Here is a 21,601-nt window from a genome sequence, read left to right on the forward strand (position 1 = left end):
ACTCCCTCTCGGGCTTCCTCCGGGCGCTTCCCTTCGGTCTTGCGTTTCCGACTCTATCAGATCCTTGCGGCTCCGATTTTCGCCGGTGCGTTTCGGCCTTTCGGCTTCTTCGCGGTTCCAACCTTACCAGATCCGTTTCCGTCTCCGGCGCCCTGTTGGAGCGGGCTCGGCCGTTCGGCTTTCGCTTTTCGGCCTTTCCGACTCTATCAGATCTTGTTCGTTCCGTTTACCGGTCCGAATTCGTTTCCGATTCCCCGTCGGAGGGGGGTGCCTTTTGGCTTTTCCGACTTTATCAGAAGCGTTTCGGGCGAAATAAATCGACCCGGAGCTTCCGGTAAGTGGTCGGTTGCGCTTCGTCGAATTCAGGATTCTGGGCGAAGCGGAGAAGAGACTAGCCGTCGCTGATGAACTTGTCCAGTTCGTTGCAACCGTTCGAATCTACCTCCCCCGGCTGCTCGTGTCAACGGTTGCCGGGGCGAAGAGGAGATTAGCAGGTCAGCGGGGCTGTGCGCACATCAGGCGGCGGTGGGGAGGGTGGCGTCGCGGTCGGCGGAGTCGACGTCTCCGGTGGCGCCGGCACGTACCGCGCGGCCGCCCAGCACCTGCACGTAGAGCAGGAATGCCAGCTCCGTGGCGGTGCCGATGCCGATGCGTGCCCAGGTGGGCAGGCCGGAGGGGGTGACGAAGGCTTCGAGTGCGCCGGAGACGAAGAGGACGGCGGCGAGTCCTATGGCCACGCCGAGGGCCGAGCGGCCTTCCTGGGCGAGGGCGGTACGGCGGGTGCGGGGGCCTGGATCGATGAGGGTCCAGCCGAGGCGGAGACCGATGCCGGCGGCGATGAAGACGGCGGTCAGCTCCAGGAGGCCGTGCGGAAGGATCAGGCCCAGGAAGGTGTCGAGGCGGCCCGCCGAGGACATCAGGCCGATGCCGACGCCGAGGTTGAGCATGTTCTGGAAGAGGATCCAGAGGACGGGGAGCCCGAAAAACGCGCCGAGTACCAGGCACATGGCCACGGCCTGGGCGTTGTTCGTCCATACCTGCGCGGCGAAAGAGGCGGCGGGGTGGCTGGAGTAGTACGTCTCGTACTCACCGCCGGGGCGGGTCATGGCGCGGAGGTCGTCGGGGGCGCCGATGGCCGCCTGGACCTCGGGGTGGGCGGCTATCCACCAGCCCAGGAGGGCGGCCACCACGGTGGAGAGGACCGCGGTGGGGATCCACCAGTGGCGCAGACGGTAGACCGCGGCCGGAAAAGCAGTGGTGAAGAAGCGCGCGGTGTCCCGCCAGGAGGCTTTGCGGGCGCCGGTGACCGTACTGCGGGCGCGGGCCACCAGGGAGGTCAGGCGGGTGGTCAGCGCGGGGTCGGGGGCGCTGGAGAGGAGGAGGGAGAGATGGGTGGTGGTGCGCTGATAGAGGGCGACCAGTTCGTCGGCCTCGGCACCGGTGAGGCGGCGCTTGCGGTGCAGGAGTGCGTCGAGGCGGTCCCATTCGGCGCGGTGTGCCGCGACGAAGACATCGAGGTCCATATGGGGTTCGCTCCTCGTAGCGCCGGGGTGGGTGAGTGCGGAGTCAGCTTGGCAGACTGGCCGGGCCCGGCGTGGTGCGGGCGGGGTTTCGGGGAGCGAGAGGGAGTGGGCGCGGCGTGAGTGAGCTCGTCACGGGTGAAGCGGTGGTGCTGGGGCTGCGGCCGGCAAGGCTGCCGAGCCGGGGGCTGGCGATCGCGGTCGATGTGGCCGTGGGCTGGAGCGTCTACATCGCGGTGACGATGCTGCTGGTCAGCGCGACGTCGTCGATGGACAGTGCGGCGGTGGCTGCCGTGTCGGTGGCGACGTTCCTGTTGGTGCAGGTCGGGATTCCGATCGTGATCGAGACGCTGAGCCACGGGCGCTCGCTGGGCAAGGTGATCTGCGGGCTGCGGGTCGTACGGGAGGACGGCGGGCCGATCCGGTTCCGGCACGCGCTGGTGCGGGGTGCCATGGGGGCCATCGAGATCGTGCTGACCATGGGGGTGGTGGCGGCGATCGCCTCACTGGTGTCCGCGCGGGGACGCCGGGTGGGGGACGTGTTCGCCGGGACGCTGGTCATACGGGAGCGGATGCCGGCGGCCGAGGTGGGGACGGCGCTGCCGCCGCCTCCTGCGTGGCTGGTGGCGGAGCTCGGGGCGCTGGATCTGTCGCGGGTGCCGGACGCGTGGTGGCTGACCGTGCGGCAGTACCTGGCGCGGATGGGACAGCTGGACGCGCAGGTCGGGGCGGCGATGGCGGGGCGGCTGGCGGAGGATCTGCGGGGGTTCACCGGGGTACCGGTGCCGGCCGGGGCGCATCCGGCGGCGTACCTGGCGGCGGTGGTCGGGGAGCGGCAGGGGCGGGAGTCGCGGCGGGCGTTCGGAACGGCGGCAGCGAGTCATGGGGCGGTCGGTACGAACGGTGAGGGTGCGGCGGCGTACGCGGCGGGGGCGGGGGCCTCGGTGTCGTATGCCTCCCCGTCCTCGGCGTTGGATGCCTCGCCGTATGTCGCGTCCCAGGGGGCGTCGTACGCCTCGCCGTATGCGCCGTCGGCGGCTCCGGGTCGGGCTTCGGCGGGGGCTTCTTGGTCGTTGCCGTCCTCGCCGTCGTCTCCCCCTCCCTCTTCGGCGCCCTCTTCCGCTCCTTCTTCTCCCTCTTCCGCTCCTTCTTCGCCGGCGCCTTCGGGGGCGGCTCCTTCGGCGGCCGGGGGGTCGGCTTCCTCGGCCGAGTCGCGGCCGCCGCGTACGGGGTTCGCGCCGCCGGTGTGAGAGGCGGGGGCGGCGGCCGGCTCAGGTGAAGGTGGACGGCGGGGAGTCGAGGGATTCGAGTTCGATGCCGGGGGCGGAGAGGACCACGTCGCCGGTGAGGTGAACGGAGTGCTGTTCGCCGGTCTCCAGGTCGTTGACCTGGTACTCGTCCGCGATGAGGGGGGCGTTGTCAGTGGCGTGTGGTGTGCTGTTGAGCAGGGCCCAGGACTGATCGAGGGTGCGGGGGGCGAGGACGGGGGGTGTGAAGGCGACGAGGCGGGCGCGGACGGCACCGGCGCCGAGGGCCGGGCGCAGCAGCCGGGCGGTCGCGATGAGGAATGCGGGGGACGCGCCGGTGAAGGCGTGGGCGCGGACGTTGCCTTCGGTGGCGTGGGTGCCGGTCGGGTCGGTGCGTACCCAGGTGACGCCGTCCAGGGCGGCGCCTCGGACCTGCCAGGCGGAGGCGTGGAGTTCGAGTCGGATAGGGCGGCCGAGGTCGTCGAGGGTGAGGTCGACGGAGCCGATGTGGTCGCCGGAGGGGTTGGTGATCTGGGAGACGTAACGCCAGCCGGAGGGGCCGGTGGCGCAGTGGAAGTGTTCTTCGCCGAGGGGGGTGTGATCGTGCGGGTCGTGGAGGGAGTAGTGGCCGCGGGGCATGAGGGGTGCAGTCCTTCGAGCGGCGACGGTTCGGTGCGTCGGGGGCGGTGCGGTACGGGGCCGGTACGGGCCAGGCCCCCGCCGTGAGTGGCGAGGGCCTGGATCAACCGGCTGCTGGAGCGTGGTGCTCGGTATCAGTAGCGGTAGTGGTCGGACTTGTACGGGCCCTCGACCGGGACGCCGATGTAGGCGGCCTGCTCCGGACGGAGCTCGGTGAGCTTGACGCCCAGCGAGTCGAGGTGGAGACGGGCGACCTTCTCGTCCAGGTGCTTGGGCAGGACGTAGACGTCGGTCGGGTACTGCTCCGGCTTGGTGAACAGCTCGATCTGGGCCAGCGTCTGGTCCGCGAAGGAGTTGGACATCACGAAGGACGGGTGACCGGTGGCGTTGCCCAGGTTCAGCAGGCGGCCCTCGGACAGCACGATCAGGACCTTGCCGTCGGGGTGGGTCCAGGTGTGGACCTGCGGCTTGACCTCGTCCTTGACGATGCCGGGGAGCTCCGCCAGGCCGGCCATGTCGATCTCGTTGTCGAAGTGGCCGATGTTGCCGACGATCGCCTGGTGCTTCATCCGCGCCATGTCGGACGCCAGGATGATGTCCTTGTTGCCGGTCGTGGTGACGAAGATGTCGGCCGTCTCGACGACCTCGTCGAGGGTGGTGACCTGGTAGCCGTCCATGGCGGCCTGCAGGGCGCAGATCGGGTCGATCTCTGTGATGATCACGCGGGCGCCCTGGCCGCGCAGGGACTCGGCGCAGCCCTTGCCGACGTCGCCGTAACCGCAGACCACGGCGGTCTTGCCGCCGATGAGGACGTCGGTGGCGCGGTTGATGCCGTCGATGAGGGAGTGCCGGCAGCCGTACTTGTTGTCGAACTTCGACTTGGTGACGGCGTCGTTCACGTTGATCGCGGGGAAGAGGAGCTCGCCGTCGCGCTGCATCTCGTAGAGACGGTGCACGCCGGTGGTGGTCTCCTCGGTGACGCCGCGGATCTCCGAGGCCAGCTTGGTCCACTTCTGCGGGTTCTCGGCGAGGGTGCGGGTGAGCAGCTCCAGGATGGCGCGGTGCTCGTCGCTCTCGGCGGTCTCGACGGCGGGGACCTTGCCGGCCTTCTCGTACTCGACGCCCTTGTGGACGAGGAGGGTGGCGTCGCCGCCGTCGTCCAGGATCATGTTCGGGCCGCCGGTGGGCGAGTTCGGCCAGGTCAGCGCCTGCTCCGTGCACCACCAGTACTCGTCGAGGGTCTCGCCCTTCCAGGCGAAGACCGGGACGCCCTGGGGGTTGTCCGGGGTGCCGTCGGGGCCGACCGCGATGGCGGCCGCGGCGTGGTCCTGGGTGGAGAAGATGTTGCAGGACGCCCAGCGGACCTCGGCGCCGAGGGCGACCAGGGTCTCGATCAGGACGGCGGTCTGCACGGTCATGTGCAGCGAGCCGGTGACCCGGGCGCCGGCCAGCGGCTGCGCGGCGGCGTACTCCTTGCGGATCGCCATCAGACCGGGCATCTCGTGCTCGGCGAGGGTGATTTCCTTACGGCCGAAGGCGGCGAGGGACAGGTCGGCGACCTTGAAGTCCTGGCCGGTGGCTGCTGTCGTCATGCGGGCTGCTCCTAGAAGCGTCGCGTGGTTTCGGGCTGGGCAGTCTGCGGCGCGGGCTGGGGTTCGTCAGCGGTGGCTGACAGAAGGAGCGTACGCAGAGGCCGACTCGCCTCTCCGGACACACCTGTCCCCTGGCCGCAGCGCAGTCCGTCGGAGGCCCTCTCTCCCTCGGCCGGTCCGCGGGGCGGGCCGACCGACCGCCATCAGCAGCGACGTCTGGCACTGGTCACGAATCTACACCGATCGGCCCAGTGAACCCCAGCCCGGAGGGGAGCCGGGAGGGCTGGTTCCGTGCGGTACCGGCCAGGAGGGGGGCGGGTGACCGGTGGGTGGGGCGGGGGCTGCGGGTGGGCGTGGGGGCGCTGGGGGCCGGGGGCCAAGGGGGGACTCAGGGTTGCGGGGGGCCGGCGGTGGGCTGGTGGCGGTCCGGCGGGGTGGGGCGGCTGGGCGGGGCGGCAGAGGTCGAGGGGAGGTGGAGGTTGAGGGGAGGTGGAGGTTCACGGGAGGCGGAGGGAGAGGGGGTGCGAGCGGGTGCGTAGGCGTGTGCAGGAGGCTCGCGACGGGGTGCGTAGGCGTGTGCAAGAAGGGTTGTGAGGGGGGTGGGGAGGCGTCTGCAAGCAGGGTTGTGAGGAGTGTGGAGGGGGCTGCGGGAAGGTGCGTGACGGGGGACGGAAGGTGGGGCGGGAGGGGTTTGCGGCGGCGGGGTCGTCGTGCAGGATGCCTGGAGCGCGCGCCCCAGAACGTCTGGATGACCGCGCATGTTCGTGAGGAGAACCACGTGACCACGAGTCCAGCTGATCCCCCCGAGGGTGCGGGGACGGACGGGCAGGGGCTGAAGCTGCTCGCAGTGACGGCCTGCCCTACCGGGATCGCCCACACGTATATGGCCGCCGAGAAACTGACCCAGGCGGCCCGGTCGCTCGGTCATCAGATCAAGGTGGAGACCCAAGGTTCCATCGGGGCTGAGAACGTACTGTCTGACAACGATGTCAGAGACGCGGACGGGATCATCATCGCGGCGGACAAGGACGTCGACCGCAGCCGGTTCGCCGGCAAGAGGGTGCTGGCGGTCGGGGTGGCCGAGGGGATCCATCACCCCGAGCAGCTGATCGAGCGGGTGCGGAGCGCGCCGGTGTACGGGGGCGGGGACGGCGATGGTGCCCGTACCGGTGCCGGTGCCGGGGACCGTGCGGCGGCACGTACGGCGACGGCGTCGGGGAGCGGCGGCAAGGAACGCAGCGTCGCGTACAAGGCGCTGATGAACGGGGTCAGCTACATGATCCCGTTCGTGGTGGTCGGCGGGCTGCTGATCGCGATATCGCTGGCGCTGGGCGGGCATCCGCAGGCGGACGGCGGTCTGGTGATCCCGGACGGCTCGTTCTGGAAGCACGTCAATGACGTCGGCGTCATCGGTTTCACGCTGATGGTGCCGATCCTGTCCGGCTACATCGCCTATGCGATCGGCGACCGGCCGGCGCTGGTGCCGGGCATGATCGGCGGCTGGATCGCCAATACGGGTGCGCTGTACGACTCCAAGGCGGGCGCGGGTTTCATCGGCGCGATCGTCACCGGTTTCCTGGCCGGCTATCTGGTGCAGTGGATCAAGAAGGTCAGGGTCCCGAAGTTCGTCCAGCCGATCATGCCGATCATCGTGATCCCGATCGTGGCAACCACGGCGCTCGGGCTGTTCTTCATCTACGTGATCGGCAAGCCCATCGCCTGGGTGTTCACGCACCTCACGGGGTGGCTCGGTGGGATGACCGGGTCGAGTGCGATCCTGCTCGGCACGATCCTCGGGCTGATGATCGCGTTCGACATGGGTGGTCCGGTCAACAAGACCGCGTTCCTGTTCGGCGCGGGACTGATCGCGTCCGGCAACCAGACGGTGATGGGCATGTGTGCGGCGGCCATTCCGGTCATGCCGTTGGGGCAGGGGCTGGCCACGCTGATCCGCCGTCGGCTGTACTCCGAGCAGGAGCGTGAGACCGGCATGGCGGCGCTGTTCATGGGGCTCTTCGGGATCTCGGAGGGTGCGATTCCGTTCGCCGCGGCCCGGCCCGCCCAGGTCATTCCGGCGAACATGCTCGGTGGCGCGGTGGCCGGTGCGGTCGCGGGGATGACCGGGGTGACGGATGCGGTGCCGCACGGCGGGCCGATCGTGGCGGTGCTGGGGGCGGTCGGCGGGGTCCCGGCGTTCTTCCTCGCCGTGGTGATCGGGGCGGTGGTCACGGCTCTGACGACGGTGACGCTGGTCGATCTTTCGGAACGGCGGAAGGGCGGGGCGGCCGTAACGGCGAGCCCCGCTTCGGAGAGGCACGCTTCAGAGGGCCGAGCTTCGGAGACTGGGGGCGGGTCGGGCGAGCCGGGCGTGGCGGAAGAGGCGGCCAGGGTGGACGAGGTGGCTGCGGTGGACGAGCTGGTCGCGGTCGGTGGGGCCGGGGTGGCTGAGGTGGCTGAGGTGACCAACGGGACTGGTGTGTCTGGCATGGCTGGCGGGACCGGTGAGACATCTGCTGCCGCGCCCGTCGGGGCTGCTGAGTCTCCTGTTGCGGGTGCTGCTGGGGGGTCGTCGGAGGCGGCGGGTCCGGCGGGTCCGGAGGTGCTTTCGGGGTATCTCACCGAGGAGACCGTCAAGACGGAACTCACCGCCGACAACAAGGAAGCGGCGATCCGTGAGATGGCGGAACTGGTGGCGGGCACCGGCCGTGTGACGGATGTGGCCGAGCTGGTGCGGGTGGCGCTGGTCCGGGAGGCGCAGGGCACCACCGGGCTCGGTGAGGAGATCGCCGTTCCGCACGCCAAGACGGACGCGGTGAGGGCGCCGGTCGTCGGGTTCGCGCGGTCCGCCGAGGGGATCGACTGGGGTTCGCTGGACGGCACGCCGGCCCGGCTGGTTTTCCTGATCGCGGTACCGGAGGCGGCGGCCGGGGACGAGCATCTGCGGATCCTGGCGCTGCTGTCGCGGAAGTTGATGGACGCGGACTTCCGGGCGCGGCTGCAGGAGGCGGCGGACACGGAGGCGCTGCTGGGCGTTCTCGGAGAGATCCAGTAAGGGATCGGGCGACCCAGCCCAGGGCTCGGGAGATCCCGTAAGGGTCCGGAGGGGCGGGGTGGGGAGATTCCCTGGGGCGGGGTCGAACAGATCCCGTAAGGGGTGCGCGGGCCCCCTCGAGGCCGTCAACGCGGCGGCGACCGGGCGGCATTCCCATGGGTGGGCCCCCGCACTCCGACGGAGTGCGGGGGCCCATGCGTTATGAAGTTTCCGGCGGCGCCTGGGGGTCAGTGGCCGCCCGGTGTCTTCGTCGGGTCGGGGCCCTTGGCGGCGGTGGCCTCGTGGTAGATGTCCGGTTCGAGGTAGATGACGCGGGCGATCGGGACGGCCTCGCGGATGCGGGCCTCGGCGGCGTTGATGGCGTCGGCGATCTGGACGGCGGTGTCGTCGTGCTGGACCGCGATCTTGGCGGCGACCAGCAGTTCCTCGGGGCCGAGGTGGAGCGTACGCATGTGGATCACGCGGGTGACGACGTCGCCGTCGACGACCGCGGCGCGGATCATGGCGACCTGCTCGGGACCGGCCGCCTCGCCGAGCAGCAGCGACTTGGTCTCGGCGGCCAGGACGAGCGCGATCAGCACCAGCAGCGTGCCGATGCACATGGTGCCGATGCCGTCCCAGATGCCGTTGCCGGTGAGGAGGGTGAGGCCGACGCCGCCCAGGGCGAGCACCAGGCCGACCAGGGCGCCGAAGTCCTCCAGCAGCACCACGGGCAGCTCGGGGGCCTTGGCGCGGCGGACGAACTGGGCCCAGGTCTGCTTGCCGCGCAGCTCGTTGGACTCCTTTATGGCCGTACGGAAGGAGAAGCCCTCGGCGATCACGGCGAAGACCAGGACGCCGATCGGCCAGTACCAGGCCTCCAGCGGGTGCGGTTCGTGGATCTTCTCGTAGCCCTCGTAGAGGGCGAAGACGCCGCCGATGGTGAACAGGACGATGGAGACCAGGAAGCCGTAGATGTAGCGCTCCCGGCCGTAGCCGAAGGGGTGTTCCTCGGTGGCCGCGCGCTTCGCCTTCTTGCCGCCGAGCAGCAGCAGGCCCTGGTTGCCGGAGTCCGCGATGGAGTGCACGCCTTCGGCCAGCATCGAGGACGAGCCGCTGAAGGCGAAGGCCACGAACTTCGCTGCGGCGATCGCCAGGTTGGCGCCCAGCGCCGCAACGATCGCCTTTGTCCCGCCTGATGCGCTCATAAGTGCCGCATGTCCCTTCCGTCGACGGGGCTCGCCGCTTTACCGCCCCTTTAATGCTGTGCGGCGGTCATTGTTGCAGCCCGGCGTCCGGCGGACGCGAGGAGGCCACCTGGCGGACGGCCTCCGCGTGCGGTTCCGGACGGACCCCGGGTTCGGTTCCGGGAGGTAGTCCGTGCGCCCCCGGGCGGACTCGCCGTACGGGCGCCGTCGCGCTGTGCCACCACCGGGACGCCGGGGGGACGGCCCGAGTCCGGGGCCACCGTTCCGGCCGCCGCCCACTACGGGCGCACGATCGCCCCCCGCGTCTGCTGCCCTACGCCACCACCGTCGCCCGGAAGAGCGTGCCCTCGCCGGTGAGGGTGAGGGGCTCGCCGGCCGGTACGAAGGCGGACTGGCCGGGGGCCAGGGTCAGTTCGGCCGGTCCGTCGGCCGGTGCGGCGGCCGGTTGGCCGGCCGGGTCGGCGTGGAGGTGGACGGTGCCCGCGGTGCACAGCAGGATCTGCGGCGTGGCGGAGGCGAGCGGGTGCGGGGCGGCGCCGGGGGCGAGGACGAAGCGGGAGAGCCGGAACTCGTCGACCGGGGTGTCGTAGACCTCTTCGCCGCCGATGTCCTCGGGGCGCAGGACGCCCGCGTCGCCGGCTTCGAAGCGGACCACCCGCAGGAGTTCGGGGACGTCGACGTGCTTGGGGGTCAGCCCGCAGCGCAGCACGTTGTCGGAGTTGGCCATCAGCTCGACGCCGAGGCCGCTGATGTAGGCGTGCGGGATGCCGGCGCCGAGGAAGAGGGCCTCGCCGGGCTGGAGCCGGACGTGGTTGAGGAGCATGGCGGCGAGCACGCCGGGGTCGCCGGGGTAGTGGTGGGCAAGGCCGGCGTAGGCGGCGTAGGCGTCGGCGTGCGGTCCGCCCTTGGCGGCGAGTTGGCCGGCGGCGACGGCGGTGCGTTCGACGGTGCCGGCGATGGCGTGGTGTTCGGCGCTGAGGACGGCGGTGAGGACCTCGCGCAGCGCGTCCGCCTCCGGGCTGGCGCGCAGGATGTCGACGTACGGCGTGAGGTCGTCGACGCCGAGGTCTTCGAGGAGGTCGGCGGTCCGGGCGGGGTGCCGGAAGCCGCACAGGCCCTCGAAGGGGGTGAGGGCGCAGATCAGCTCGGGCTTGTGGTTGGCGTCCTTGTAGTTGCGGTGGGGGGCGTCGAGCGGCACGCCGCGCCGCTCCTCCTCGGCGAAGCCCTCGCGGGCCTGGGCCAGGTCGGGGTGGACCTGGAGGGAGAGCGGTGAGCCGGCGGCGAGCAGCTTGAGCAGGAAGGGCAGCCGGGGGCCGAAGGCGCGGACGGCGCCGGGGCCGAGTTCGGCCTCGGGGTCGGCCTCGATGATCTCGGCGAGGGAGCGGGGGCCGGTGCCGCGGTCGAGGCGGGAGGGGGCGCCGGGGTGGGCGCCCATCCACATCTCGGCCTGGGGTTCGCCGGTGGGTGCGGTGCCGAGGAGCTCCGGGATGGCGGTGGTGGAGCCCCAGGCGTAGGGGCGCACGGTATTGGCGAGGCGGTCCATGGGTGCTGCTTCCTGAGGTCGTCCGGGGCGGCGGGCGGGCTCGCGGGGTGCGGCTCGCGGGCCCGCGGGTGCGGGCCGGCCGGTCCGTGCGTGCGGGCCGGCCGTCAAAGATCACTCGGTGCCGGCGAGCGCCAGGTAAACGGCGCCGAAATCTGCGATGGCGAGTAGTTCCGCGGCCATCTCCAGGTCGCTGCCGGGGCCGGGCTGGAGTTCGGTGAGGGCGGTGTCGCGTTCCTCGGCGAGGGACTGGGCGGCGCGGGTGGCGGACAGCGCGCCGGGCTCCTGGTCCCGCAGCAGCACGACGCGGGCGTGCAGGGTGGTCGCGGTGGGCTGTTCGACGCGGTCGCGGAAGAAGTCGTCCGGGTCGGTGCCGGGGGCGAGGGCGCCGGCGAGCAGGGTGCGGTGGGTGGTGAGCGCCTCGGGGAGTTCGGCGGCGAGGGCGGGGCGGCCGGCGAGGCCGGCGAGTTCGGTGGCGAAGTGCCGGCCGACGGCGTGCGCGAGGGTGCCCTCGGTCCAGATGAGCGGGAGCGCGTCGGCGAGGTGGGCGGCGAGGGCCTTGCCGGGGTTGGAGTAGGTGGGGATGGCCGGGCCGCAGCGTTCGGCGAGGTGGTCGAGGCGGTCGGCGAGCTTGCCGAGGGCGTCCTGCGGGGCGCTGATCAGGCCGATCCGGTCGGCGAGCGAGAGCAGCGGGATGAGGACGGACCAGAGGGTGCCGGGGGCGGCCGGCGGGGCGCCCTCGACGTCGAACTCGGCGTCGTAGGCGGTGGTGGCGAGCGGTACGGCGAGGCCGCGGGCCTGGATGACGGCTTCGGCGAGCGGGCCGCCGGCGGGGGTGACGGCGACGACGGCGCAGCCGCGGCGGTAGGCCTGTTCGACGAGTTCGGCGAGGCCGGGGTCGGCGGCGTCCGGGCCGGCGAGGAGCAGCAGGTCGAGCGGGCCGGCCCAGCCGGGCAAAGTCCAGCGCAGCGCCCCGGGCAGCGGGGCGACGCCGGTGGGCTGGATGAGGCTGACCGGGCAGCTGCCGCCGCTGAGGGCGCGCAGCAGGTCGGCGACGCCGGCCGCGGCGGGGCCGGGGCCGGCGACGAGGACGGCGCGCGGCCGGCCGTCGGGGGTCAGTTCGGGGATGCCGGATTCGGCGGCGCTGCGGGCGGCGGTGCGGGCCCGGGCGCCGGATTCGGCGACGCCGCGCAGCAGGCCGAAGCGGTCGGCGCCGGCCAGTGCGTCAGGGGTGTCGAGGAGGGACTCGTCGAGCATGGTGGGCGCGGCCTCCGATCGCCGGTACGGGCGGGTTGTGCCGGGCGGTGCCGGGCCCGCGGACCCGGCGGGCCCGGGTCAGGCGGGGCGGCGTGCTTCGTCGACGAGGAGTACGGGGATGCCGTCCCGGACGGGGTACGCGAGGCCGCAGTCGCCGGAGGTGCAGATCAGCTCGGCCGGTTCGGACGCGGTCCGGTCCTCCAGGGGGGCGTGGCACGCCGGGCAGGCGAGGATCTGGATCAAGCTGGCGTCGACCGGCATGGGCGCTGCTCCTTCGGGTGGTTGCGGCGTGGCCAGCGTACCGCCGGTGGGGCGGGGGCGGCCTGCTCGGCGGGGTGTGGCGGGACGGGCGGGGCGGGTGCCCCGCCCGTGGGAGGGTCAGCCTCGGATGATCGCCAGGGCCTCGTCGCGGACCCGGGCGACGGTGTCGGCGTCGCGGGCCTCGGCGTTCAGGCGCAGCAGCGGCTCGGTGTTGGAGGGCCGGACGTTGAACCACCAGTCGTCGGCGGTGACGGTCAGGCCGTCCAGTTCGTCGAGGGTGATGCCCTCGCGGCCCTCGTAGGCCGCCTTGATCGCGGCGAGCCGGCCGGTCTGGTCGTCGACGGTGCTGTTGATCTCGCCGGAGGCGGCGTAGCGGTCGTACTCGGCGACCAGCTGCGACAGCGGGCGGTCCTGGCCCCCGAGGGCGGCGAGGACGTGCAGGGCGGCGAGCATGCCGGTGTCGGCGTTCCAGAAGTCGCGGAAGTAGTAGTGCGCGGAGTGCTCGCCGCCGAAGACGGCGCCGGTCCTGGCCATCTCCTCCTTGATGAACGAGTGCCCGACGCGGGTGCGTACCGGGGCGCCGCCGTTCTCCTTGACGACCTCGGGGACGGACCAGGAGGTGATGCAGTTGTGGATGACGGTGGAGCCGGGGTGCTTGGCCAGCTCGCGGGCGGCGACCAGGGCGGTGATCGCGGACGGGGAGACCGGGTCGCCGTTCTCGTCGACGACGAAGCAGCGGTCGGCGTCGCCGTCGAAGGCGATACCGAGGTCGGCGCCGGTCTCGCGGACCCGGGCCTGGAGGTCAACGATGTTCTTCGGGTCGAGCGGGTTGGCCTCGTGGTTGGGGAAGGAGCCGTCCAACTCGAAGTACAGGGCGTCGAGTTCGAGCGGCAGGCCGGCGAAGACGGTGGGGACGGTGTGGCCGCCCATGCCGTTGCCGGCGTCCACGACGACCTTCAGGGGGCGGATCGCGGTGAGGTCGACCAGGCTGCGCAGGTGGGCTCCGTAGTCGGCGAGCACGTCGCGTTCGCCGATGGTGCCGGGGGTGGCGGCCGGCTCGGGGGCGCCTTCGCCGGACCAGCGCTCGACCAGGGCGCGGATGTCGGCGAGGCCGGTGTCCTGGCCGACGGGGGCGGCGCCGGCCCGGCACATCTTGATGCCGTTGTACCGGGCCGGGTTGTGCGAGGCGGTGAACATGGCGCCGGGCAGGCCGAGGGAGCCGCTGGCGAAGTACAGCTCGTCGGTGGAGCACAGGCCGATCAGGGTGACGTCCGCGCCGCGGGCCGCGGCCCCGCGCGCGAAGGCCGTGGCCAGGCCCGGCGAGGAGGGCCGCATGTCGTGCCCGATCACGATCGCGTCCGCGCCGGTGACCTCGACGAAGGCCGCGCCGAACAGCTCGGAGAGCGGTTCGTTCCACTGGGTGGGGACGACACCGCGTACGTCGTACGCCTTGACGATGTGCGACAGGTCAGTCACGAGCGGGTCCTCCTGGGGTGTGTTCGGGACACCCCAAACCTACCGGGGGCCGCTTTGCGGTGCCTCCGCACGTACCCGTCTCTCCCGCCGCGGGGCTCGCTCGCCGTTGTGCTTTGCGGCGCCCCGTACGTAGCTGTCTGCGGCGCCGCGGGGCTTGCTCGCCGTTGCGCGCTTTGCGGCGCCCCGCACGTACCCGTCTGCTGCGCCGCGGGTGTTGTTCGCCGTTGCGCCTGCGGCGGGCTGGGTTGGTGTCGGGTGCGGTGACGGGCCTCCGGGGCCGGTGTTTGGGACTGCTGCGCCTTACGTCCCAAACACCGGCCCCTCCGGCCCGTCCCCTCCCGTTGGGGGTGGGGATTGGGGTGGGTGGGGGTGGGCGTTGGGGCTGCAAGGGGTTTTGGGGACCCGTAGGGGACGGTCGAACAGAACCCGTAAGGGTCGCGAGGGCCCCCTGCGGGGCCACAACTCGACGCGCCGGGCCAGGTATTCCCGAGACCTCACTACGCCAGGTGCGTCCTCCACGACGCACGCCCCCACGCACCCGCACACTCCCCCAACGGGAGGGGACGGGCCGGAGGTGCCTTGTTCGTGGACGTAAAGCGACAGCAGTCCACGAACAAGGCCCCGGAGGCCCGTCACCGCACCCACAACGAACCTAGCCCGCCGCAGGCGCAACGGCGAGACGACCCGCGCCGCCGCAGACAGCTACGTGCGGGGCGCCGCAAAGCGCAACGGCGAGCAAGCCCCGCGGCGCAAGAGACGGGTACGTGGGAGGCGCCGCAAAGCGCAACGACGAGCAACCCCGACGGCGGGACAGCCAAGTACGTGGGCGGAAAACCAAGCGCAGCGACCCGCGGCTACGTGGGCGTGGGCCGCGCAGCGGAACCCCGTTCGGCAAGGCGCGGGGCGCACAGGATGCGCTTTCGGCGGACGCGGCGGCCCTCTATCGCCGCGACCGCCAGACGGGCGGCCTCCTTGGCGATTTCGCCGAGGCCCCAGTCGACGGTGGTCAGCGGTGGGGTGAGGACGCGGGAGACCGGGTGGTCGTCGAAGCCGACGACGGACAGGTCCCGGCCGACGGTCAGTCCGGCCTCGGCGGCGGCCGCGTAGACGCCGTAGGCGATGGAGTCGGAGAAGCAGAAGACCGCGGCGGGCGGCGGGAGCGCGCCGGCCGGGCGGCGGCCGTCGGGGGTGTTGGTGAGCACCCGCCGGGCCACCGCGGTCGCCTCGCCCAGCTCCTGGGGGCAGGGCAGGACCTGGACGTCGATGCCGAGGCGGTCGGCGGCCTCGCGGACGTAGACGTCGGCGGGGCGATCGGGGGTGGAGGGGCCGGTGGGGGTGAGGACGGTGACCTGGCGGTGGCCCAGGCCGCGGAGGTAGTCCAGGACCGCGTCGATGCCGGCGCGGTTGTCGAAGAGCACCTCGCCCGCCGTACGGGCCCGGCTCAGCGCGTCGCCGATGGAGACCACCGGCACCCCCTCGGCGATCGCCGCCCAGCCCTCGGCCGAGGGGTCGACCGGCGAGACCAGCAGACCGTCCACCCGCTGGTCGCGCAATTGCTTGGCGAGGACCAGTTCCCGCTCGGGGTCGCCGCCGGCGTCGAGGATCAGCGCATAGCGGTCGCCGGCCAGCAGTTCGCGCCCTATGGCGGCCATCAGCTGCTGCTGCCAGAGGTCCTGGAGGTCGCCGGCGAGCACCCCGACGGTGCTTGTGCGGCCGCTGGCGAGGGCGCGGGCGATCGGGTCGGCCTCGTAACCGAGTTCGGCGGCGGCCTTGCGCACCCGCTCCTCGGTCTCCTTGGAGACGTGCTTGCCGCGCAGTGCGTAGGAGACGGCTGCGGTGGAGAGTCCGGTGGCCTCGGCCACCTCGCGGAGGGTGGTGCGTTTGTTGGGCCTGGCCATGCCGGAAGCCTACCCAAGGCGGGCGGGTCGGCCGGGCCCCAACGCCGCACGCCCGGACGGGCCCGCAGCCCCACGCCCGGACGAGCCTGCGGCCCGGGGCTCCACGCCCGGACCAGCCTGCGGCCCGGGGCTCCACGCCCGGACCAGCCTGTGGCCCGGGGGCCCACGCCCGGACGGGCCCCGCCGCCCCACGCTCCGACCGCGCCCACGCCCACGCCCGACGGCAACCACGCCCCGACGGCAGCCACGCCCTGACCGCAACCACGCCCTGACGGCGCCCGCTGCCCGCTCGTGGAGCGGTGGGGACCCGCAGTGCTCCGGTCTCCCGTCTCCGGTCTCCCGTCTCCCGTCTCCGGTCTCCCGTCTCCCGTCTCCGGTCTCCCGGCTCCCGGCCTCCGTGCTCCCGGCCTCCATGCTCCGGCTCCCCACTCCCGGCTCCCGGCCTCCGTGGCTCCCGGCTCCGGGCTGCGGCTCCCGGCTGCCCCGGCCCCGGGCTCCGGCCCCGGGCTCCAAGGCGACGCCCTTGACACCCCCGGCGGTTAAGCGCTTCACTTAACCGCATCAGTTAACCGGTTAAGTGAAGCGGTTGAGGAGGCTCCGGCCACCGTGCCCACCGATGTCCATCAGCATCTCTGGCCGCCCGCGTTCGTGGCGCTGCTGCGGGAGCGCGGTGTGCCGCCGCGGCTGGACGGCTGGACGCTGGAGCTGCCCGGTGAGCCGCCTTATCCCGTCGATCCGGCCGATCACGACATCGCGGCCCGGGTCCGGCTCGCCCGGGCGGACGGGCTGGACCGGGCGCTGGTCTCGCTCTCGAGTCCGCTCGGCATCGAATACCTGCCGCCCGAGGAGGCCGCACCGCTGCTCGCCGCGTTCCACGACGGGGCGCTGGCGCTGCCCGCCCCCTTCGGCGTCTGGGCCTCGGTCCGCCTCGCCGTGCCCGAACCGGACACCGAGGGGCTCCGCCGCGAGCTGCGGCGCGGCTGTGTGGGCCTCCAGCTGCCCGCCACCGCCCTGCTCGACGCCGCCGGCTGGGCCCGCTGCGCGCCGCTGCTGGACGTCCTCGTCGCGCTGGACAAGCCGCTGTTCGTGCATCCCGGCGCGGCCCCGCCCGCCGAGGGTGCGGCGCCCGCCTGGTGGCCCGCGCTGGTCCCGTACGTCCAGCAGATGCACGCCTCCTGGTTCGCGTTCCGGGCCTTCGGCCGGCCGCGCCACCCGGGGCTGCGGGTCTGCTTCGCGGCGCTGGCGGGTCTGGCGCCGCTGCACGGGGAGCGGCTGGTGGCCCGGGGCGGTGGCGGAGAGCGGGGCCGGGTGGATCCCGGCGCGTTCTACGAGACGTCCTCGTACGGGACCCGGGCGGTGGACGCGCTGGTACGGGCCGTCGGCATCGACGTCGTCGTCAGCGGCAGCGACCGCCCCTACGCCCAACCCGTCGCCCGCCACCACCCTCCAGGGGAAGCGCTGCGCGCTGCACCCCTCGAGGCAACCCCCGACCTCGGTGCCGAGGCCGCCGTGCATGCCCTGCGCACCGTCAATCCGGCCCGTCTGCTGGGCCCGTCGAAAGGAGTCCGACCATGACGCACGCCGCCTCCCGGACCGAGGCCGCCGTCGCTGCCGCCGGTCCGGCCGTGGATGCCGGGCAGCCGTTCGCCGCGCTGCCCGGGCGTAACCTCGGCAAGCGTGAACTGCGGACGCTGGTCGATGAGTTGGCGGACCGTCCGGACCTGTGGCGCGGGCAGGTCGCGTTCTCCGACACCGAGCGGCACTACGCGTCGCTGTATCGCGACGAGTTCGTCGACGTCTGGCTGTTGTGCTGGACCCGGCAGAACGACACCGGCTGGCACGACCATGACCTCTCCTCCGGTGCCGTCCGGGTCGTGCAGGGGGTGCTGACCGAGTCCAATCCGCGGATCGGCGGGGAGCATGTGGCCACCGCCGTCGGCGCCGGGTCGTCGTTCTGCTTCGGCCCGGACCACATCCACCGGCTCACCGGGGCGACCGATGACGCGGTGTCGGTGCACGCCTATTCGCCGCCGTTGTGGCGGCTGGGCCAGTACGACATCACCGAGGACGGGTTGATGCGCCGGGTCTCGGTGTCGTACGCGGACGAGCTGCGGCCGATGGGCGACCCGGCATCGTCGTCCGACCCGGCGTCGCCGGCCGACCCGGGGTCGCCGGCCGACCCGGGGGCGCCGGCCGCGTAAGCCGTCGGCCGGCCCGACCGTTCCCACCAGTTCCGTCACCGCGAGTTCAGCGTTTTCCGCTCCCGCCTATTGACCTTCCATTCATCGACCCGGATCCTGCATGAATCCATACAGGCAACGACCCGGGGCGGATGCATGGCAGGTGTGGTGGAGCGGCACTCGATCGACGTGGTCCCCGACGACGAACGGCACGGCAGCCCGGTCAGTCAGTTCACGCTCTGGCTGGGCGCGAACCTCCAGATCACCGCCGTGGTCACCGGCGCGCTGGCGGTCGTCTTCGGGGCGAACGCCTTCTGGGCGGTGATCGGGCTGCTGCTCGGCAACCTCCTCGGCGGGGCGGTGATGGCGCTGCACTCCGCCCAGGGCCCGCGGCTGGGCCTGCCACAGATGATCACCTCACGGGCCCAGTTCGGGGTGCGCGGGGCGGTGGTCCCGCTGGCGCTGGTCATCGTGATGTACATCGGGTTCTTCGCCAGCGGCAGCGTGCTGGCCGGGCAGGCGGTCGGTGAGTTGACGCACCTGGGCGAGACGCCGGGGATCGTGCTGTTCGCGGCGGTCACCGCGCTCGCCGCGGCCGTCGGCTACCGCCTCGTCCACGCCCTGGGGCGGATCGCCGGCCTGGTGTGCGCGCTGGCCTTCGTCTATCTGGGCGTCCGGCTCCTGCAGCGCGCCGACCTGGGCACGCTGCTGCACGACCACCGCTTCGGGCTGCCGGTGTTCCTGCTCGCCGTCTCGCTCTCGGCCTCCTGGCAGCTGGCGTTCGGCCCGTACGTCGCCGACTACTCGCGCTATCTGCCCCGGCACACCTCGGCCCGCGCCACGTTCTGGTGGACGCTGTCCGGTTCGGTGCTCGGCGCGCAGTGGTCGATGACCTTCGGTGCGCTGGCCGCCGCCGCGGCGCCGGACGCGTTCGTCGGACACGAGGTGGGTTATGTCGTCGGCCTGGGCGGCGCCGGACTGATCGCCTCGTTCCTGTACTTCGTCATCGCGCTCGGCAAGCTGACCATCAACGTCCTCAACACCTATGGGGGCTTCATGTCGCTGGTCACCAGCGTCAGCGGGTTCCGGGGGCAGCGGGTGCTGTCGCCGCGCGGCCGGGCCGGGTACATCGCCGGGATCATGCTGGCCGGGACGGCCGTCGCCCTGCTGGGCAAGGACTCGTTCCTGACGTCCTTCAAGGACTTCCTGCTGTTCCTGCTGACCTTCTTCACGCCCTGGTCGGCGATCAACCTGACCGACTACTACCTGATCTCCAAGGAGCGCTACGACATCGCCGCGCTCAGCGACCCGGCCGGCCGTTACGGCGCCTGGAACGCCCGGGCGCTGACCGTCTACGTCCTCGGCGTCCTCTCCCAACTCCCCTTCCTCGCCACGCACTTCTACACCGGCCCGCTGGTCGCCCCGCTCGGTGGCGCCGACGTCTCCTGGCTCGTCGGCCTCGCCGTACCGGCCGTCCTGTACGGGCTGGTCGCCCGCCGCGGCGCCGCAGCCGTTCCGCACCCCGAAGCGGCACCGGGCGGGCAGGGGCGGCAGAGCCCGGCCGGATCCGGGGGTTAGCCCTACCGTGCCGCCATCCAGCGGTCCGTACGCTCGCACCATGGCGACACACGACCCCGATCTGCGCAAGGAACTCGACGCGACGCTCCAGACGCGCAAGGAGCTCGGGCCCGAGTACGAGGCGGAGCTGGTGGAGTCCTTCCTGGAGAAGCTGGACCACACCGTCGACCGCAGGGTGCGGCGGCAGCTCGCCGAGCAGCAGGTCCAGGTGGCGCGCGGCGGCCGCCCGCCGCGCCCCGAGGGCGTCGGACGCGGCTTCTGGGAGCGGTTCGGGGTAGCCGCCCTCTCCCTGGTGCTGGCCGTCCCGCTGACCGCGATCGGCGTGGTCAACGCCGGGATCCCGGGCCTGATCGTGTGCTGGGCCGGCATCGTCGGCGTCAACGCCGTGCACAGCGTCGGCGTGCGGAAGCTGCTTCTGGGCGAGCGCGGGGAGCAGCGTGACGGGGAGTGGGACCGAGCCCGGTGAGGGAGTTGTGGCGGGGACCGCCGCACCCCGGACGGGCCGGGGGCGGGACGACGGCGGTCCCCGCCAGGGACGCGATCCGGGTCAGGGCCGGCCGTCGCGTCCGGGTGGCGATCTGGGAGGTCCGGGAGCCGCTCCGGAGGTCCGTATCGCCGTGCACATCAATGTGCCGGACGAGTGTTAAGCGCGTGCTGCCAGCACATGACGCATACGTACACCTTGCGCCGACGGAGCGTTTCCTGACGGCGACTTGACGCCGCGACGGGTACGGCGTGACGCGGCGGCCGCCCTCGGGGACGGCCGCCGCGGGCGGTGCTACTTGCCGGCCTCGCGGGCCAGGAAGGCCAGCAGGTCCTGCCGGCTGACCACGCCCTTCGGCTTGCCCTCGACGAGGACGATCGCCGCGTCGGCGCTCTCCAGGACGGCCATCAGGTCGGAGACCGACTCACCGGAGCCGACCTGCGGAAGCGGCGGGCACATGTGCTTCTCCAGCGGGTCGGTCAGCGACGCCCGCTGGGTGAACAGCGCGTCCAGCAGCTCCCGTTCGACGACGGAGCCGACGACCTCGGCGGCCATCACGTCCGGGTGGCCGGCGCCCGGCTTGACGATCGGCATCTGCGAGACGCCGTACTCGCGCAGCACGTCGATCGCCTCGCCGACGGTCTCCTCCGGGTGCATGTGGACCAGCGAGGGCAGCGCGCCCTCCTTGTGCTCCAGGACGTCGACGACCCGGGCGGCGGTGCCGCCCTCCTCCAGGAAGCCGTAGTCGGCCATCCACTCGTCGTTGAAGATCTTGGAGAGGTAGCCGCGGCCGCTGTCCGGCAGCAGGACGACGACCACGTCGTCCGGTCCGAGCCGGGAGGCGACCTCCAGCGCGGCGACCACGGCCATGCCGCAGGAGCCGCCGACCAGCAGGCCCTCCTCCTTGGCCAGCCGCCGGGTCATCTGGAAGGCGTCCTTGTCCGACACCGCGACGATCTCGTCGGCGACCGTGCGGTCGTACGCGGTCGGCCAGAAGTCCTCGCCGACGCCCTCGATCAGGTACGGGCGCCCGGAGCCGCCGCTGTACACCGAGCCCTCCGGGTCGGCACCGATGACCTTGACCCGGCCCTCGCTGGCGTCCTTGAGGTAGCGGCCGGTGCCGCTGATCGTGCCGCCGGTGCCGACGCCCGCCACGAAGTGCGTGAGCCGGCCGTCCGTCTGGGCCCACAGCTCCGGACCGGTGGTCTCGTAGTGGGAGCGCGGGTTGTTCGGGTTGCTGTACTGGTCGGGCTTCCAGGCGCCCGGCGTCTCGCGCACCAGCCGGTCCGAGACGTTGTAGTACGAGTCCGGGTGCTCGGGGTCCACCGCGGTCGGGCAGACCACGACCTCGGCGCCGTACGCCCGGAGCACGTTGATCTTGTCCGTGGACACCTTGTCCGGGCAGACGAAGATGCACTTGTAACCCTTTTGCTGGGCCACGATCGCCAGGCCCACCCCGGTGTTCCCGGAGGTCGGCTCGACGATCGTGCCGCCCGGCTGCAGCTCACCCGACTGCTCGGCGGCCTCGATCATCCGCACGGCGATCCGGTCCTTCACCGAACCGCCGGGGTTGAAGTACTCGACCTTCGCCAGGACGGTGGCCTGGATGCCCTTGGTCACGTTGTTGAGCCGCACGAGCGGGGTGTTGCCGACGAGCTCAATCATCGAATCGTAAAACTGCACGGTGGTC

16 protein-coding genes are annotated in these 21,601 nt (G+C 72.2%); 6 read left to right on the forward strand and 10 right to left on the reverse strand.

The window, feature by feature from the left end:
• Positions 1 to 515 precede the first annotated feature (515 nt).
• The gene (locus tag ACGF4C_RS30230; protein WP_393570388.1) at positions 516 to 1,523 is read right to left on the reverse strand and encodes a stage II sporulation protein M; all 1,008 of its coding nucleotides are present in this window, start codon (positions 1,521 to 1,523) and stop codon (positions 516 to 518) included.
• Between the two features lie 116 nt (positions 1,524 to 1,639).
• Between ACGF4C_RS30230 and ACGF4C_RS30235 the strand changes: the two genes are divergently transcribed.
• Complete coding sequence (locus tag ACGF4C_RS30235; RefSeq protein ID WP_393570390.1) at positions 1,640 to 2,770, forward strand: RDD family protein; 1,131 nt, start codon at positions 1,640 to 1,642, stop codon at positions 2,768 to 2,770.
• Between the two features lie 21 nt (positions 2,771 to 2,791).
• Here the strand turns inward: ACGF4C_RS30235 and ACGF4C_RS30240 are convergent, their stop codons facing one another.
• Together ACGF4C_RS30240 and ahcY are read right to left on the reverse strand one after the other, a co-directional pair.
• A complete protein-coding gene (locus ACGF4C_RS30240; protein WP_362149418.1) occupies positions 2,792 to 3,406 on the reverse strand; it encodes a hypothetical protein in 615 nt (204 codons plus the stop codon).
• Between the two features lie 134 nt (positions 3,407 to 3,540).
• Positions 3,541 to 4,998 (reverse strand): adenosylhomocysteinase, encoded by a 1,458-nt coding sequence (gene ahcY, locus ACGF4C_RS30245; protein ID WP_362149415.1) that lies wholly within the window; start codon positions 4,996 to 4,998, stop codon positions 3,541 to 3,543.
• Between the two features lie 847 nt (positions 4,999 to 5,845).
• Here ahcY and ACGF4C_RS30250 point away from each other — a divergent pair.
• The gene (locus tag ACGF4C_RS30250; protein ID WP_393570574.1) at positions 5,846 to 8,050 is read left to right on the forward strand and encodes a fructose-specific PTS transporter subunit EIIC; all 2,205 of its coding nucleotides are present in this window, start codon (positions 5,846 to 5,848) and stop codon (positions 8,048 to 8,050) included.
• 227 nt (positions 8,051 to 8,277) lie between these two features.
• Here ACGF4C_RS30250 and ACGF4C_RS30255 read toward each other — a convergent pair whose 3' ends face one another.
• The 6 genes from ACGF4C_RS30255 to ACGF4C_RS30280 all read right to left on the reverse strand — a co-directional run bounded on the left by ACGF4C_RS30255 (position 8,278) and on the right by ACGF4C_RS30280 (position 15,669).
• Positions 8,278 to 9,237 carry a cation diffusion facilitator family transporter gene (locus ACGF4C_RS30255; RefSeq protein ID WP_030416040.1) on the reverse strand — a complete coding sequence of 320 codons (960 nt, stop codon included), beginning with the start codon at positions 9,235 to 9,237 and terminating at the stop codon, positions 8,278 to 8,280.
• A 313-nt stretch (positions 9,238 to 9,550) separates the two neighbouring features.
• Positions 9,551 to 10,780 (reverse strand): mannose-6-phosphate isomerase, class I, encoded by a 1,230-nt coding sequence (manA, locus tag ACGF4C_RS30260; protein ID WP_393570393.1) that lies wholly within the window; start codon positions 10,778 to 10,780, stop codon positions 9,551 to 9,553.
• A gap of 111 nt (positions 10,781 to 10,891) precedes the next feature.
• Entirely contained in the window at positions 10,892 to 12,034 is a 1,143-nt protein-coding gene (locus tag ACGF4C_RS30265; protein ID WP_393570395.1) for an SIS domain-containing protein, read from the reverse strand.
• A gap of 78 nt (positions 12,035 to 12,112) precedes the next feature.
• Positions 12,113 to 12,295 (reverse strand): Trm112 family protein, encoded by a 183-nt coding sequence (locus ACGF4C_RS30270; protein ID WP_393570397.1) that lies wholly within the window; start codon positions 12,293 to 12,295, stop codon positions 12,113 to 12,115.
• 117 nt (positions 12,296 to 12,412) lie between these two features.
• A complete protein-coding gene (locus ACGF4C_RS30275; RefSeq protein ID WP_393570399.1) occupies positions 12,413 to 13,771 on the reverse strand; it encodes a phosphomannomutase/phosphoglucomutase in 1,359 nt (452 codons plus the stop codon).
• A gap of 854 nt (positions 13,772 to 14,625) precedes the next feature.
• Positions 14,626 to 15,669 (reverse strand): LacI family DNA-binding transcriptional regulator, encoded by a 1,044-nt coding sequence (locus tag ACGF4C_RS30280; protein WP_393570401.1) that lies wholly within the window; start codon positions 15,667 to 15,669, stop codon positions 14,626 to 14,628.
• A 606-nt stretch (positions 15,670 to 16,275) separates the two neighbouring features.
• Between ACGF4C_RS30280 and ACGF4C_RS30285 the strand changes: the two genes are divergently transcribed.
• The 4 genes from ACGF4C_RS30285 (at position 16,276) to ACGF4C_RS30300 (ending at position 19,893) form a co-directional block, all read left to right on the forward strand.
• Positions 16,276 to 17,244 (forward strand): amidohydrolase, encoded by a 969-nt coding sequence (locus ACGF4C_RS30285; protein ID WP_393570403.1) that lies wholly within the window; start codon positions 16,276 to 16,278, stop codon positions 17,242 to 17,244.
• Positions 17,241 to 17,870 (forward strand): cysteine dioxygenase, encoded by a 630-nt coding sequence (locus tag ACGF4C_RS30290; RefSeq protein ID WP_393570405.1) that lies wholly within the window; start codon positions 17,241 to 17,243, stop codon positions 17,868 to 17,870. The genes ACGF4C_RS30285 and ACGF4C_RS30290 overlap by 4 nt, the downstream gene beginning before the upstream one ends.
• Before the next feature lie 135 nt (positions 17,871 to 18,005).
• Entirely contained in the window at positions 18,006 to 19,427 is a 1,422-nt protein-coding gene (locus tag ACGF4C_RS30295) for a purine-cytosine permease family protein (protein WP_393570407.1), read from the forward strand.
• Positions 19,428 to 19,467: 40 nt separating this feature from the next.
• Complete coding sequence (locus ACGF4C_RS30300; protein WP_393570409.1) at positions 19,468 to 19,893, forward strand: hypothetical protein; 426 nt, start codon at positions 19,468 to 19,470, stop codon at positions 19,891 to 19,893.
• A 312-nt stretch (positions 19,894 to 20,205) separates the two neighbouring features.
• Here the strand turns inward: ACGF4C_RS30300 and ACGF4C_RS30305 are convergent, their stop codons facing one another.
• Positions 20,206 to 21,594: a cystathionine beta-synthase gene (locus tag ACGF4C_RS30305; RefSeq protein ID WP_351534816.1), complete on the reverse strand. Its 1,389-nt coding sequence runs from the start codon at positions 21,592 to 21,594 to the stop codon at positions 20,206 to 20,208.
• Positions 21,595 to 21,601 lie beyond the last annotated feature (7 nt).

This window comes from Streptomyces sp. NPDC048197, from assembly GCF_043202395.1.
GTDB lineage: Bacteria > Actinomycetota > Actinomycetes > Streptomycetales > Streptomycetaceae > Streptomyces > Streptomyces siderophoricus.